General features: G+C 29.2%; 17 protein-coding genes and 1 pseudogene. 11 read left to right on the top strand and 7 right to left on the bottom strand.

Annotation, left to right across the window (positions count from 1 at the left end):
• On the bottom strand, positions 1-200 hold a 200-nt coding region (locus FGQ49_RS08955; RefSeq protein WP_138269529.1), incomplete at its 3' end, for a MerR family transcriptional regulator.
• Between the two features lie 110 nt (positions 201-310).
• Here FGQ49_RS08955 and FGQ49_RS08960 point away from each other — a divergent pair.
• From FGQ49_RS08960 to FGQ49_RS08975, 4 genes are all read left to right on the top strand, one after another.
• Positions 311-1,639 (top strand): MATE family efflux transporter, encoded by a 1,329-nt coding sequence (locus tag FGQ49_RS08960; RefSeq protein WP_138269530.1) that lies wholly within the window; start codon positions 311-313, stop codon positions 1,637-1,639.
• Positions 1,640-1,706: 67 nt separating this feature from the next.
• Positions 1,707-2,186, top strand: coding sequence for a YbaK/EbsC family protein (locus tag FGQ49_RS08965; RefSeq protein WP_138269531.1), 480 nt, complete (start codon positions 1,707-1,709; stop codon positions 2,184-2,186).
• 2 nt (positions 2,187-2,188) lie between these two features.
• Positions 2,189-2,689, top strand: coding sequence for a GNAT family N-acetyltransferase (locus FGQ49_RS08970; protein WP_138269532.1), 501 nt, complete (start codon positions 2,189-2,191; stop codon positions 2,687-2,689).
• A gap of 462 nt (positions 2,690-3,151) precedes the next feature.
• Positions 3,152-4,036, top strand: coding sequence for an SPL family radical SAM protein (locus FGQ49_RS08975; protein ID WP_138269533.1), 885 nt, complete (start codon positions 3,152-3,154; stop codon positions 4,034-4,036).
• Here FGQ49_RS08975 and FGQ49_RS08980 read toward each other — a convergent pair whose 3' ends face one another.
• The 6 genes from FGQ49_RS08980 to FGQ49_RS09005 all read right to left on the bottom strand — a co-directional run bounded on the left by FGQ49_RS08980 (position 4,037) and on the right by FGQ49_RS09005 (position 9,569).
• Positions 4,037-4,219, bottom strand: coding sequence for a hypothetical protein (locus tag FGQ49_RS08980; RefSeq protein WP_171020663.1), 183 nt, complete (start codon positions 4,217-4,219; stop codon positions 4,037-4,039). It lies immediately after the preceding gene.
• A gap of 26 nt (positions 4,220-4,245) precedes the next feature.
• On the bottom strand, positions 4,246-5,766 hold the full coding sequence (locus FGQ49_RS08985) for a phospholipase D-like domain-containing protein (protein WP_138269535.1): 1,521 nt from the start codon (positions 5,764-5,766) through the stop codon (positions 4,246-4,248).
• Positions 5,767-5,824: 58 nt separating this feature from the next.
• Positions 5,825-6,388, bottom strand: a complete 564-nt coding sequence (locus FGQ49_RS08990; RefSeq protein WP_138269536.1) for a glycerol-3-phosphate responsive antiterminator — start codon at positions 6,386-6,388, stop codon at positions 5,825-5,827.
• A 118-nt stretch (positions 6,389-6,506) separates the two neighbouring features.
• Positions 6,507-6,860: a DUF1667 domain-containing protein gene (locus FGQ49_RS08995; protein ID WP_138269537.1), complete on the bottom strand. Its 354-nt coding sequence runs from the start codon at positions 6,858-6,860 to the stop codon at positions 6,507-6,509.
• On the bottom strand, positions 6,860-8,116 hold the full coding sequence (locus FGQ49_RS09000; protein ID WP_138269538.1) for an NAD(P)/FAD-dependent oxidoreductase: 1,257 nt from the start codon (positions 8,114-8,116) through the stop codon (positions 6,860-6,862). Before FGQ49_RS09000 ends, FGQ49_RS08995 begins: the two co-directional genes overlap by 1 nt.
• Before the next feature lies 1 nt (position 8,117).
• Positions 8,118-9,569 (bottom strand): NAD(P)/FAD-dependent oxidoreductase, encoded by a 1,452-nt coding sequence (locus FGQ49_RS09005; protein ID WP_243112249.1) that lies wholly within the window; start codon positions 9,567-9,569, stop codon positions 8,118-8,120.
• A gap of 485 nt (positions 9,570-10,054) precedes the next feature.
• On the opposite strand from FGQ49_RS09005, the gene FGQ49_RS09010 reads away from it, so the two are divergent.
• The 7 genes and pseudogenes from FGQ49_RS09010 to FGQ49_RS09040 all read left to right on the top strand — a co-directional run.
• The gene (locus FGQ49_RS09010; RefSeq protein WP_138269540.1) at positions 10,055-10,462 is read left to right on the top strand and encodes a C-GCAxxG-C-C family protein; all 408 of its coding nucleotides are present in this window, start codon (positions 10,055-10,057) and stop codon (positions 10,460-10,462) included.
• A 10-nt stretch (positions 10,463-10,472) separates the two neighbouring features.
• Complete coding sequence (locus tag FGQ49_RS09015) at positions 10,473-11,192, top strand: SDR family oxidoreductase (RefSeq protein WP_138269541.1); 720 nt, start codon at positions 10,473-10,475, stop codon at positions 11,190-11,192.
• A gap of 17 nt (positions 11,193-11,209) precedes the next feature.
• Positions 11,210-11,773: a DUF2284 domain-containing protein gene (locus FGQ49_RS09020; RefSeq protein WP_138269542.1), complete on the top strand. Its 564-nt coding sequence runs from the start codon at positions 11,210-11,212 to the stop codon at positions 11,771-11,773.
• Between the two features lie 87 nt (positions 11,774-11,860).
• A complete protein-coding gene (locus FGQ49_RS09025) occupies positions 11,861-12,376 on the top strand; it encodes a DUF2284 domain-containing protein (RefSeq protein ID WP_138269543.1) in 516 nt (171 codons plus the stop codon).
• A gap of 92 nt (positions 12,377-12,468) precedes the next feature.
• Complete coding sequence (locus FGQ49_RS09030; RefSeq protein ID WP_138269544.1) at positions 12,469-12,807, top strand: GIY-YIG nuclease family protein; 339 nt, start codon at positions 12,469-12,471, stop codon at positions 12,805-12,807.
• Positions 12,807-13,562 carry an exodeoxyribonuclease III gene (locus FGQ49_RS09035; protein WP_138269545.1) on the top strand — a complete coding sequence of 252 codons (756 nt, stop codon included), beginning with the start codon at positions 12,807-12,809 and terminating at the stop codon, positions 13,560-13,562. Before FGQ49_RS09030 ends, FGQ49_RS09035 begins: the two co-directional genes overlap by 1 nt.
• Positions 13,563-13,929, top strand: a pseudogene (locus tag FGQ49_RS09040) (hypothetical protein); the annotation flags it as partial.

Genomic DNA, 13,929 nt, shown 5'->3' on the forward strand with positions numbered 1-13,929 from the left:
ATTTCTTTTATAGAAATATTTAGTTTTCTGTATAAAGCTATGTCGAGGATTTCAAATATTGATGAAACATCAAACTCTCTATAATCATTTTCTTTATTTCTTTTTAAGTTTATTAACCCTTCGCTTTCCCAGTATCTTAGAGTTGATCTTGGTATATTTAGAATTTTGGAAATCAGCCCTATATTATATTTGTTTTCCATTTTATTACCTCAAAATTAATTTTATCTATATTATATATATTTTACTCTTGACATTCAAGTTACTTGAAGGTTTATAATGTTCAAAGTGAAATTATAAGGAGGAATGAATAATGAATAATAATATAGCAAAAGAATTTAATCTTATATCTTTAATTAAGTTTAGTTTTCCCACTATTATTATGATGCTGTTCATGTCTCTTTACACAATAGTTGACGGAGTATTTATATCAAGAATAGTAGGGGTTAACGGACTAAGTGCAATTAACATAATAGAACCTCTTTTAAATTTATTTTTCGGGGTTGGAATTATGTTCGGTACCGGAGGAAGTGCCATAATAGCAAAAAAGATAGGGCAGAAAAAAGACGAAGAAGCAAATGGAGATTTATCTCTTATTGTAATTACAATTGTTGTAATAAGCATGATAATGTCTATTTTTTCTGTATTATTTTTAGATAAAATAATAAATTTTTTAGGTGCAAGTGAAATATTATTTGGATATTGCCATGATTATTTGAACATATATTTAAGATTTGCTCCATTACTAATGCTTCAACTTGTATTTAGCAGCCTTTTTGTAACTGCCGGAAAGCCAAACTTAGGACTATTTTTTACTGTTCTTGCAGGAATAACAAACATAATACTTGATTATGTATTTATGGTTCCTTTAAATATGGGAATAAAAGGTGCTGCATGGGGAACGGTTATTGGATATATGATTCCTACAACATCGGGATTAATATTTTTTATAATAAACAAAAAAGGACTTCATTTCTCAAAGATAGATAAAAACCCTAAAGTAATAACTGAAGCTATGTTTAACGGTGCATCGGAAATGGTTGGGCATATTTCAATGTGTATTACAAACTGGATGTTTAATATATCATTAATGAAAATGCTTGGAGAAAACGGAGTTGCCGCAATATCACTGCTTCTTTATGCGCAGTTCTTGTTTAATTCAATGTATATGGGATTTTCAAGCGGGGTTGCTCCAATATTTAGTTATAACTTTGGAAGCGAAAACAAAAAACAGCTTCAAAAAGCCTTTAAAAACAGTATTAGAATAATTTTGGTATCTGTAATATGTATATTTATTCTATCATTGTTATTCTCATCTAAGGTTGTAACTATATTTATACCTGTAAACAGCGAAGTTTATCCAATAGCAACAAGAGCATATTTGTTATTCTCTATAACATTCTTGTTTTCAGGATTTAACATTTTTGCCTCTGCAATGTTTACAGCTCTTTCAAACGGTAAGGTTTCAGCGATAATATCATTTATGAGAACATTCGTTTTTATATCAGGTGCAATTATGCTTCTTCCTTTATTTATAGGAGTTGACGGAATGTGGCTTGCAATACCGACAGCAGAGATACTTGCATTAATGGTTTCCTTGTTCTTCATAATTAAAGAAAAAAACAGATATAATTATATTTAATATTTAATAATCTATCCCTTTTTATTTGTGATATAATATTAAAATAGTTTATATTTTGGAGGAAAGTATGGCAATAGATTTAGTAAAAGAATATTTTGATAAATTTAATATGAAAGATAAAGTTATGGAGTTTGAAACTTCAAGCGCAACAGTAGAGCTTGCTGCAAAAGCACTTGGAACAACAGGAGCAAGAATTGCAAAAACTCTTTCTTTTTATGATAAAAATGAAGAAGAAGGAGGATGTATTCTTGTTGTTGCTGCAGGAGATGCAAAAATTGACAATAAAAAATTTAAAACAAGATTTTCACAAAAGGCAAAGATGTTATCTATGGAAGACGTTGAAAAATATACAAATCATAAAATAGGAGGTGTATGTCCTTTTGCAAACCCTGAAAAAGTAAAAACATATCTTGATGAATCTTTAAAAAGATTTGATACGGTATTTCCTGCTTGTGGAAGTTCTAATTCAGCAATAGAACTTAATATGGAAGATTTGTTTAAATATTCAAATGCTTTGGATTGGGTTGATGTTTGCAAGGACTGGTAATAATGGATTTTAAAATTGAACAATGGGATTTAAAATATGTAGATGATGTGGTAAAATACGCAAATAATAAACGTATTGCCGATAATTTAAGAGATATTTTTCCTTATCCTTATACAAAGGAAAATGCTGAATTTTTCATAAAAGACTGTATTAATAATGATATTAACAATATATTAAAAGCCATAACGGTAAACGGAAAAGCAGTGGGAAGCATATCCGTTATAAAACTAAATGATGTAAATAGAAAAACTGCAGAAATAGGATACTGGATAGGGGAAGAATTCCAAAATAAAGGAATAATGAAAAAAGCTGTAAAAATGGTTATAAAAGAAGCTTTTGAAAGAATGGATATAGTAAGAATTGAAGCAGAAATATTTGAAACAAATATTTCCTCAAAAAAAGTTCTAGAAAATAACGGCTTTAAATTAGAAGGCAGAAAAGAAAAAAGCATATTTAAAAATGGTAAAATAATGGATAGCTTAATTTATGCCATTATAAAATAATATACATATGTTTTATAAAAAAAGGATACTTCAAAGGAAAGTATTCTTTTTTTAGGAAAATTTTAGATTATATTAACATAAAATTACTACTTATAATGATACAATATGAACAATTTATTAAAGATTACAGAGGAATGACATGCATTTTATAAAATCTATATTTAAAGTGTTAACCATAGTATTTTTATTTTTTTATTTATCAAGGTCTGGGGTATCCCGTTTAGCTAGTTTACCGTTATTATATTTGTGTTTTGCAACATTACTTGTATGTAAAGCAATTGAATTTAGAAAAAAGAGAATAAAATTAGGATTTTTCTTTTGTATAATATTGGCAGTAATATTTTACATATTGTTACTCATTAACAGCATACATTTAATTTTAAAATAAGTATAAATCAGTATTGTAAAATAGTATAATTCTAGCTATAATATATACGAACAAAAGTTCTAAAGGTGGTATATATGATAGTAAAAGAAATTGAATGTAAAAGTGCCATAAACAAGATTTCAAATTCAAGACTTCCTTATAGTCTGGATTTAAATATTTACAGAGGATGTTCTCATAAATGCAGTTATTGCTATGCTCTTTATTCAAATAGTTACTTAGGTTCAACTGACTTCTTTAATGAAATATTTGTAAAGAAGAATATTCTTGAAGTATTGGAAAAGGAACTTAGAAAGAAAAAAGACGATAAAATCATAAATATGGGAAGTGTAACGGATGCATATCAGCCTTTGGAAGAAAAATATGGATTAATGAGAGAAGTACTAAAACTTATGATTAAATATAATCAGCCAATTATAATTTCCACAAAGTCCGATTTGATTTTAAGAGATATTGATTTAATCGAAAAGCTTTCAAGGAAAACGTATGTGAATATTGCTTCCACAATAACAGTAATGGACGAAAGAATTAGAAAATTAATCGAGCCTTATTCTAAAAGCAGTATTCAAAGGATAAATATGTTAAAAGAAATAGGAAAGACAAATGCAAATACTGCTATTCATATGATGCCAATTATTCCATATATTACAGATAGTATAGAAAATATAGATAAAATTTTTTATTTAGGAAAACAAATAAACATAGATTATATTTTAACCGGACCTTTAAACTTAAGAGGGCAGACGAGAAGTTATTTTCTTAATTTTATTAAAAAAAATTTTAGTGAAGAATATAAAAAAATAGAGAAGCTTTATGAAAGTTCCTCTATTTTAAATAAAGAATATTTAACAAATCTTAATAGAAAGATATATTGTATAAGAAAGAAATATAATATTAGTTCAAATTATATGAAAAAAATAAACGAACATTATAATAATATAGAACAGCTAAGTCTGTTTTAATTATTTTTCTTTTATTCTAAATATAAAATAAAATATAAGTGCTATTACTCCTATTCCAAGAAAGGTTGATTTAACCGTTTCAAATAAATTAGGAAGAGTAATAAACTTTTGTAAGATTCCTATAACAAGTTCAAGTAAAATGAATATAAATGCCGTATTAATGGCAATTCTGCTTTTCTCCATACTTTTTCCTTTCCTGTCAATTTGTTTTATAATTGACACTTAAACACGTTTAGAATGTACTGAATTATTTTTGTTTTCTTTGAGCGATGAAGCCATTCATCATAAGTAATTTCATCGCAGTCTTTCATAATATCATCAATCTGTGTTTTTATATCTTTAATGAAAGGTTTGTCTGTTATAAAAACTCCGTTTTCATATTGAATATAAAAACTTCTGAAATTCATGTTTATTGTGCTTATTATTCCTGCAAAATCATTTAAGATAATTTTACTGTGCAAATATCCTTTGTTGTATTCATAAATTCTTACACCGTTTTTTAAAAGTCTTCCAAAGTTAAACTCACTTAAATATTTGTTTGTTTTCTTATCGAAATGTTTTGGTGTAACAATTCTTATATCTACACCGCTTTTACCGCATAAACAAAGTACGTCTATCATTTCATCGTCTAAATTTAAGCAAGGTGTTGTTATATATAAAGTATTTTTTGCTGTATTTATAAGATATTTATACATATCTTCCGCAAATTGAACATAATTTGAAGGTCCGTCTGCAAAAGGCTGGCATATTACATCATTTCTTATATCATGACTTGGTCTGTATTTTTCTATATCACTTATTTTATGGTCAGTTGTATTCCACATTCCTATAAATACTAATGTAAAACTCCAAGTTGCATCTCCTGTAATTTTAAGAGAACAGTCTTTATAGCTTTCATGTAAGATGTTATTCCAATTATTATCTTTTATGTCGATTCCGCCTGTATAAGATATGTTTCCGTCAATTATAATTATCTTTTGATGAAGTCTATAATTATAATATTGTTTTGATGCATTTTTGTGTATTGCATTGAATATGGTAACTTCTATTCCTTGTTCTTCAAGGCGTTTTTTTACATTTGCGGGGATTTTTAAAATAGACCCTACATCATCATACATTATCTTTACTTCAACACCTTCACTTGCTTTTTGTTTTAAAATATTAAATATTTTATCAAACAAATCACCTTTTGAAAGAGTAAAAACGCTTATAAAGATAAACTTCCCGGCATTTTTTATATCTTTAACTATATTTTCAAAGGTTTCTTCTCCGGAATAATAAAAGTCAAGTGAATTATTTTTATAAGGAGGGAAGGAGTAATTGGTAAGATATGAAGATAAGCGTTGTGAATCATCATCTTCCATTTCACTTAAAACTTTTCCGTCCATATTTTGATAAGAATTTACCTTATCTATTTCATCCTGCATTTTAGTATGTTTTCTTATATGTGAATGAGATTTTCCCCATAAATCATACATAATATGTCCAACGATTGGAAGAAGCAGAACTATACCAATCCATAACATTTTATATGCGGAGTTTCTTTCATCGGCCATTAAATGAATTAAAACCAAAATACTAAATATTTCAATTATTACATAGGCAAAAACAGCATGTTTTTTTAATAAATACGTAAAAATAAACATAAAAAAAATTTGAATAATAAATAATAATATTATAAAAAATATTCTTAAAAAAGTATGAACACGACCTAAATGTTTTTCTTTCATAAAACTACCTTTCAATATAAAAAGTCCGATATAAAATATTTTAATATCGGACTAAATTTTATTTAATTAATTTATCACTTGAAGAAGATACTGCAATTGCACCGCTTTTTATACAATCGATAACTTCTTCTTTATATTCTATTAAACCACCCGATATTATAGGTATATTAACTTTTTCTTTTATTTTTCTTATTGCTTTTGGAGCAATCCCCGGTAATATTTCAACAACATCCGGTTTTACTTCTTTTATAAGTTTTGAACAAGATGAAATTGTAGGGGAGTCAATAACAAAAACTCTAAGTATGCTTATTAAGTTAAGTGATTTTGCTTTATTTATTATTGATTTTTTTGTTGTAAGTATTCCATCGGGTTTTGTAAGTTTATAAATGTATTCCAGTGCCAAAGGTGAAGATGAAAAGCCCGGTATTAAATCAACATGTATAAAAACAAGTTTTCCAGCTTTCTTTATTTTTCTTACCTGTTCTATTAAATGATTCATATCTATATGAATTATAAATACTGCTTCTGCTTTGCTTTTTATGGCTCTGTCAACTTCTTCTTCCGTTCTAACAGATGCAATAATAGGATTTCTCTTTAGTGCTTCAAAAAAATTATTGTTCATATGTACATTATCCTCCAAATTCCTGATATATTATATCATTAAGAACAAAAAAAATAAACCCAATATAACTTTAAATTATATCGGGTTTTTAATGGATTTTACATTTTATTATTATTTATTAATTATCTCTTGTTACAACAAGGTCAACACCGGTACCGCAGATATCTTTTTTAGCAATATCTCCGATTTTAACAGGGGATTTTAAAGTAATACTGTTTATTTCGTCCATTACTTCAAATATTTTTGCTTTTGGAACAGTTCCGTTTGTTCTTACGCTTGTTACAGCGTCTTTCCCTCCTTCAACTTTTACTGTTGAAGTTATAACTCTTTTAGGTTCTACAACTTCTTCTCTTGCGTATTTATCTCCTCTTGGACAGAAGTTGCCTTCTACTGAAAATACTTCTTTTCCTTCGTATTCAACTGTTAAACTACAACCTCTTGGACAGCATATACAAGTTAATTCTCTTTTCATTATTCTGCCTCCTCAATTTCAAATGTAAGTTCGCCTTTTTGATCTTTGATTAAATCTTTTTTAATTGTTATGTTAATCATTTCACCAGGTAAGAATTTAAGCTCTTTCTTTCTGTATATTTCTTCACCGTTTAGTTTTACAACAACAAATCCTGTAGGAACAACCCTGTTTACTCTCATAAACATTGATACATCTTCATCTAAATTTGTTGTTGAAATATTTTGAGGAATAGTGTAAGAGATAGGAAGAACTGCTTTTGTTTTTAAGTCTTCTTTTATTTTATCGCCGTTTTTAATATACTCAGCTGCACCTTTTCCTGCAATAAATCCTTCTGTTGAAACGAAGTCAACCATATCGTGAACTTGTAAAACATTACCGCAGGCAAATACACCAGGGATACTTGTTTGTCTGTTTTGAGATACGAATGGTCCTCTTACTTTAGGGTCAATTTCAATTCCTGCCATGTTAGAAAGTTCATTCTCAGGAATTAAACCAACTGATAATAGAAGTGTATCACAAGGAATTGTTTCTTCTGTTCCAGGAATTGGTTGTCTGTTTTCATCAACTTTTGCAACTACAACAGCTTCTAATCTTTCGTTTCCTTTGATATCAACAACAGTATGAGCAAGTTTCAAAGGAATGTTAAAGTCATCAAGACATTGAACTATGTTTCTTTGTAGTCCGTTAGAGTAAGGCATTAACTCAAGAACACATTTTACTTTTGCACCTTCTAATGTCATTCTTCTTGCCATAATTAATCCGATATCACCTGAACCTAAAATAACAACTTCTTTACCAACCATATAACCTTCCATGTTGATAAATCTTTGAGCTGTACCGGCTGTCATAACACCGCTTGGTCTTGCTCCTGGAGTGTTTAAGGCTCCTCTTGTTCTTTCTCTGCATCCTGTTGCAAGAATAACAGCTGTAGGTTTTATTGTTTGATATCCCATTTCTTTATTAAGGAAATGAATTGTTTTGTCTTCTTCAAGTTTTATAACCATAGTGTCAAGCATTACATCAACACCAAGTTCTTCAACTGTTTTTATATCTCTTCCCGCATATTCCGGACCTGCTAATTCTTCTTTGAATCTGTGAAGTCCGAAACCGTTATGTATACATTGGTTTAAGATACCGCCAAGTCTTACGTCCCTTTCAAGAATAAGTATATCTTTAACTCCGTTTTCTTTTGCGGCAATCGCACTGCTTAGTCCCGCAGGACCTCCGCCAATAATAACTAAATCGTAATTTTTCATATTAGTTTTTGCCTCCCTTTCCAAGCTTTCCTGTTAGGATATAAGACTCTTTACCTTTTTTAGTAACATCTTCGTAGTTCATTCCGTATTCTCTCTTAATGATTTCCATTACTCTTGGAGAACAGAACCCACCTTGACATCTTCCCATGCCGGCTCTCATTCTTCTCTTAACACCATCAAGAGTTGTTACTTTAATACCTCTGTGTAATACATCAACGATTTGACCTTCTGTAATTGTTTCGCATCTACAAATTACTCTTGCAAATCTTGGGTCTTTTTTAATAAGTTCGTTTATTTCTTCTTGTGACATTTTTGCCATGTCAACATATCCTCTTCTGTTAGGATTAAAGTCTTTGTTTTCTTCTAAACTTAGTCCTGCTTCTTTTAATATATCAACAAGCATTTCTGCTATTGCATAAGAAACAGTAAATCCAGGAGACTGAATTGCTGCGGCATTGATAAAGCCTTTTGTTGAGCTTTCTTCGATTATGAAGTCTTGAGAGTCTGTTACGGCTCTTAGCCCTGCAAATTGTGTAATAACTTTGCTTTTATCAAGTTTATTTATAAGGAATCTATCTGTTTGTTTCCAAACATCATCTAAAGTTTTTGCGTCTGTTGAAACATCTTCTTTATCATCAACATATTCTGCATTTGGTCCTACAAGTACGTTTCCGTCATGTGATCTTGTAAGAGCAATACCTTTTGAATGAGCTTTTGGAGTAGGGAATATAACCGGGTGAACTTTACTAGATTCACATGTATCAAGTAACATATATTCGCCTTTTCTTGGTGTGATTTTAAAGTTTGTTTCACAAATCATGCTTGAAATTTTATCTGCATAAACACCTGCTGCGTTAATAACGTATTTTGCTTTGTATTCATTATCTTTTGTTTTTACTGTGAATACATTATCTTCTTTTGTTATGTCAGTTACTTCTTCGTTTAAGAAGAATTCTACACCGTTATCAATAGCATTTTCAGCTAATGCAACGCAGTATTGGAATGGCATTGCAATACCTGCTGTTTTACAGTACAATGCAGCTTTAACTTCGTTTGAAATATTAGGTTCTATTTCATGAATTCTATCAATATCGATTATTTCTGTTTCTACACCATTTTTATTTCCGTTTTCTTGAAGTTTTTTAAGTGTTTCAATATCTTCATCATCAAAAGCTAAAACAAGTGAACCGCATCTTGTATGACCAAAGTGAAGTTCATTATCAAGAATTGTAAAAAGTTCGTTTCCTCTTTTTGATAATTTAGCTTTAAGTGTTCCGTATGTAGCGTCATAACCACCGTGAATCATGCCGGAATTTGCTTTTGATGTCCCACAAGAAACATCTTCTCTTCTTTCAAGTACTGCTATGTCTAAATTGTACTTAGAAAGTTCTCTTGCTGCTGAACAGCCTACAACACCTGCACCGATAACCAGTACATCATAAATTTCTTTCATTACTTCCTCCTTATAAATACAAAAAAACAACATAAAACACCTACGAATATAAGTGTAATATGTTGCGGTTTCTCTATCATTCTCTTCCGCTATTTAATTGTACATTTTTTATTTTTGTATATTATATATCTTTTCGTAAATAATTTCAATAGTTTTGTGTTACTTTTGTAAACTTTTTTTATTTATATGGAAATTGTCATGATTTGATTATATTGATAGACCTATATAAAAAGGGAATTCTATACATATTTTACTGTATATTTTTCATTTAATAATTACTATTTATAATGATTATAAGTTTACCTCTATATTTATTTATACAAAAAATATTTATGTAAAATAGAATATATATTTATAATTTAAACACAAAAAGCACCTATGAAACATCATAATGTTTATACTATATAACATTAAATTTACTTTACAAAATGTTGAAATAATGGTAACATAATTATGTTATTAAGATTTAAAAAGGAGATACGAACATGGGAAAATACGGTGAAAGAGCAAAAAAATTTCATGATGAAAAATATAACTGCTGCCAGTCTGTAGTTTTGGCATTTAGCGACGAAATTGGAATAGAAAAAGACAAGCTTGCAAAACTTGTAGCAAACATGGGCGGTGGACTTGGATATGCAGGAGAAGTATGTGGTGCTGTTTCAGGTATGGCGATAGTTTCAGGGTACCTTGGTAAATGGGATATTCCAAGTGACCAAGAAAGCAAAAAAGAAAGTTATGATACTATAAAAGAACTTGTTGAAGAATTTAGAGAAAAAAATAATTTTTCAAGATGCCCTGAACTTTTAGAACAAAGACACAGCGGTGGAACGACTTGTCTTGAATTAATAGGAATAGCAGCAGACATGGTTGCTGAAAAAATGGGTCTTGAATAAAGGAGAAGAAATGAACGCTTTAAAAGATAAAGTAATAATCGTAACAGGAGCAACAGGCGGAATAGGAAGTGTTATAGTAAGAGAAATGGTAAATAACGGTGCGAAGGTTCTGCTTTGTGATATAAACGAAGAAGCTCTTGTAAAACTAAGTGATGAACTTGGGGAAAATGTAAAATATTATGTAGGGGATTTATGCGATAAAAAGGTATGTGAAAGTATAGCAGCATACTGTAAAAAAGAATTTGGAAAGCTTGATACATTAATAAACAGCGCAGGAGTTGCATTGAGAAAACCTCTTTTAGAAGTTACAAAAGAAGAGTTTATGAAGTTATACGAAATCAACGTATATTCAAATCTTGCAATGACACAGGCCTGTTATGAAATGTTAAAAGAATCAGAAAATGCCGATATAATTTCAATAGTTTCATCTTCAGGCATTTATCCTCATTATCATCAAGGTGCGTACTGCTCAACAAAATTTGCTCAAAAAGCTTTAAACGGAGTTTTAAATATAGAGTTATTTGAAGATGACATACGAGTACATAACTTATATCCTTCTGCCGTTGAAACACCAATGGCAAAAATTGCAAGAGGGGATTTAAAAGAAAATATGTCTTGTAAACCAGAAGAAATTGCAGAAATTATTACTTTTGTATTATCACACAGAAACAATTCTGTTCTTGACGATATAGTTATAAGACGTTATACAAAACGTCCGGATGAAATGTAAAAAGGTATGTATTAAAAATGGAAGAGTTTGATAAAAAAGCAATAGAATTTGGTGCTGTAACGGCAAAAATGATTGACCCAAAAACAGTGGTAACTGCTCCATGGACTTTAAATAAATGTAAATACGGTTGTAAGAATTATAATAAAAGACAATGCTGTCCTCCAATTGCACCAACATATAAAGAAACAAGAGAACTTTTAGAAGTTTATAAAGATGTTTTGCTTATACAATGTTTGGATCCATACGATGTAAACAAAGTAATAAGAAAAATGCTTGATTATCTTGGTAAAAACGGATATTATAAAGCATTGGGATTTGGTGCGAAAAAATGCGAAATATGCAGGGATGAATATAACGAAGAATGTACTTTTCCAAATTGTAAGCATGCAGATAAAGTAATACCGCAAATGGACGGAAGCGGTATAGATGTTATACAAACGGTGATTAACAACGGATACGAAGAACATGGCGTAAAAGGATGGGGAAGAAAAGACGGTTTTAAAGTTCTTCCTCGTGAAGATGGAGGAAAGGACTGGAGTGAATCCAAAATAAACTTCTATGGTTTAATAATGATTGAATAAAAAAGGAGGATACCCTCCTTTTTTATATATTATAAATATGATATTATACAATATATTTTAATATTAAATAAAAAGGATATATAAATTATGGAACAATTAATTAAAAAAGCAGTTGAGTTTGGCTCACTAAATGCAAAAATTAAAGATACAAACTCAGTGGTAATTCTTTATGATGCAAAAGAAAAATGCAAAGAGGGGTGTCCTTTTTATGATAAAAAGCAAGGCTGTCCGCCCTCTTCTCCTCAATATAAGGAAATAGAAAATATATTAAAAGAATATAAAAAATGTATGCTTATTCAGTGTGAAAATATGGATAAAGTTGATAATGTTCTTAGGGAAATAAAAAAATACTTAAAGGAAGAAGATAAAGAGTGCTTTATTTTTGGAGCTAAGGTATGTAATGTATGTGAAGAATTTTATAATGAAAAATGCACTTATCCGGATTGTAAACATAAAGGAGAGGTTATACCTCAAATGTCGGGATGTGGAATAGATGTTTTAAAAACAGCTTTAAACATGGGGTATAGTGAAAATGATTTTGTTATACAAAAAAACGATTATAAAAATGAAGATATAAAATTTTATGGAATGGTCGTATTTTAAAAGAGGCTTAGCCTATTTTTTATTTTAAATTAAGTTGTAAAAAAAATTTAATCGTATATAATAAGCATAGTAAAACATATGGGGAGAATAAAATGTATTATACATATATGTTAAGATGTGAAGATAATTCAATCTATACGGGTATTACAACAGATGTAAAAAGAAGAATGAAAGAGCATTTTGAAAGAGGAGAAAAATGTGCCAAGTATACTCTAAAACATCATGCAAAAAAACTGGAAGCCGTATGGGAAAGTGAAAACAGAGTTCTTTCTTCTAAACTTGAATACAGAATAAAAAGACTAAGTAAAATAGAAAAAGAAAATTTAATCAAAACCCCGAATAAGTTTAACATATATTTTAAAGATACATTAACCATAGATGAATATAAATATATAGATATAAAAAATTTAGATAAAGAGAGGAAAAAATAATGAAATTTGTAACATGGAATGTAAACGGGCTTAGAGCTTGTGTAAATAAAGGATTTATGGACTTTTTTAATGAAATTGATGCAGATATCTTTGCAGTACAGGAAACAAAACTTCAAGAAGGACAAATTGAACTTGAAATGGAAAACCACCATGATTACTGGGACTATGCTGAAAAGAAAGGGTATTCCGGGACTGCGTGCTTTGCTAAAAATGAACCTATAAGCGTAAAATACGGTCTTGATGATGAAAAATTTTCAAAAGAGGGAAGAGTTGTAACTCTTGAATATGATAATTTCTATTTTGTAAATGTATATACTCCAAATTCACAAAACGAATTAAAAAGACTTGATTACAGAATGGAATGGGAAGATTATTTTACAGATTATTTATGCGAACTTGATAAGAAAAAACCTGTTATTTTATGTGGAGACTTAAATGTTGCCCATACTGAAATTGACCTTAAAAACCCTAAAACAAATAAGAAAAATGCAGGATTTACAATTGAAGAAAGAGATAAAATGACAGCTTTACTATCTAAAGGTTTTGTTGATTCATACAGATACCTTTATCCTGACACTACGGGAGTATATACATGGTGGTCATATCGTTTTAATGCAAGAAAGAATAATGCCGGATGGAGAATTGACTACTTTATAGTAAGCGATAGAATAAAAGATAAAATAAATGACGTAAAAATATATTCTGACGTAATGGGTTCTGACCATTGTCCTGTTTTAATTGATATTGATTTATAAATGGAAGTAAAAAATATTACAAGAGATGATATAAATAAACTTGCTAATATTTTAACTAAAAACGAGATAAAAGAACTTACCTATAACCTTAAAAATGAAGATAATAATTTACGTTATAATTCATTTTTGATATTAAGACAAAGAAGCAAAATAAAAGAAGATGTGTATTGCTATTTTGATGTGTTTAAAGAAATGCTTTATAGTAAAAATCTATATCATAAACATATTGCAATTTACCTTATTGCGCAAAACGCAAAATATTCAAAGAAATATAAGGATAATAAATTTAGTTTTCTTCTAAAAGGATACCTAAATTGTATAGATATTAAAAACTATATCCTTTCAAGGCACACTATCCAAAGCATTA

Source organism: Anaerofustis stercorihominis (assembly GCF_005844425.1).
Taxonomy (GTDB): domain Bacteria; phylum Bacillota; class Clostridia; order Eubacteriales; family Anaerofustaceae; genus Anaerofustis; species Anaerofustis butyriciformans.

Excerpts from the sequence above, each read along its gene's own strand:
- FGQ49_RS08960 (WP_138269530.1), top strand. The coding sequence starts at position 311 with ATGAATAATAATATAGCAAAAGAATTTAATCTTATATCTTTAATTAAG.
- FGQ49_RS08965 (WP_138269531.1), top strand. The coding sequence starts at position 1,707 with ATGGCAATAGATTTAGTAAAAGAATATTTTGATAAATTTAATATGAAA.
- FGQ49_RS08970 (WP_138269532.1), top strand. The coding sequence starts at position 2,189 with ATGGATTTTAAAATTGAACAATGGGATTTAAAATATGTAGATGATGTG.
- FGQ49_RS08975 (WP_138269533.1), top strand. The coding sequence starts at position 3,152 with ATGATAGTAAAAGAAATTGAATGTAAAAGTGCCATAAACAAGATTTCA.
- FGQ49_RS08980 (WP_171020663.1), bottom strand. The coding sequence starts at position 4,219 with ATGGAGAAAAGCAGAATTGCCATTAATACGGCATTTATATTCATTTTA.
- FGQ49_RS08985 (WP_138269535.1), bottom strand. The coding sequence starts at position 5,766 with ATGAAAGAAAAACATTTAGGTCGTGTTCATACTTTTTTAAGAATATTT.
- FGQ49_RS08990 (WP_138269536.1), bottom strand. The coding sequence starts at position 6,388 with ATGAACAATAATTTTTTTGAAGCACTAAAGAGAAATCCTATTATTGCA.
- FGQ49_RS08995 (WP_138269537.1), bottom strand. The coding sequence starts at position 6,860 with ATGAAAAGAGAATTAACTTGTATATGCTGTCCAAGAGGTTGTAGTTTA.
- FGQ49_RS09000 (WP_138269538.1), bottom strand. The coding sequence starts at position 8,116 with ATGAAAAATTACGATTTAGTTATTATTGGCGGAGGTCCTGCGGGACTA.
- FGQ49_RS09005 (WP_243112249.1), bottom strand. The coding sequence starts at position 9,569 with ATGAAAGAAATTTATGATGTACTGGTTATCGGTGCAGGTGTTGTAGGC.
- FGQ49_RS09010 (WP_138269540.1), top strand. The coding sequence starts at position 10,055 with ATGGGAAAATACGGTGAAAGAGCAAAAAAATTTCATGATGAAAAATAT.
- FGQ49_RS09015 (WP_138269541.1), top strand. The coding sequence starts at position 10,473 with ATGAACGCTTTAAAAGATAAAGTAATAATCGTAACAGGAGCAACAGGC.
- FGQ49_RS09020 (WP_138269542.1), top strand. The coding sequence starts at position 11,210 with ATGGAAGAGTTTGATAAAAAAGCAATAGAATTTGGTGCTGTAACGGCA.
- FGQ49_RS09025 (WP_138269543.1), top strand. The coding sequence starts at position 11,861 with ATGGAACAATTAATTAAAAAAGCAGTTGAGTTTGGCTCACTAAATGCA.
- FGQ49_RS09030 (WP_138269544.1), top strand. The coding sequence starts at position 12,469 with ATGTATTATACATATATGTTAAGATGTGAAGATAATTCAATCTATACG.
- FGQ49_RS09035 (WP_138269545.1), top strand. The coding sequence starts at position 12,807 with ATGAAATTTGTAACATGGAATGTAAACGGGCTTAGAGCTTGTGTAAAT.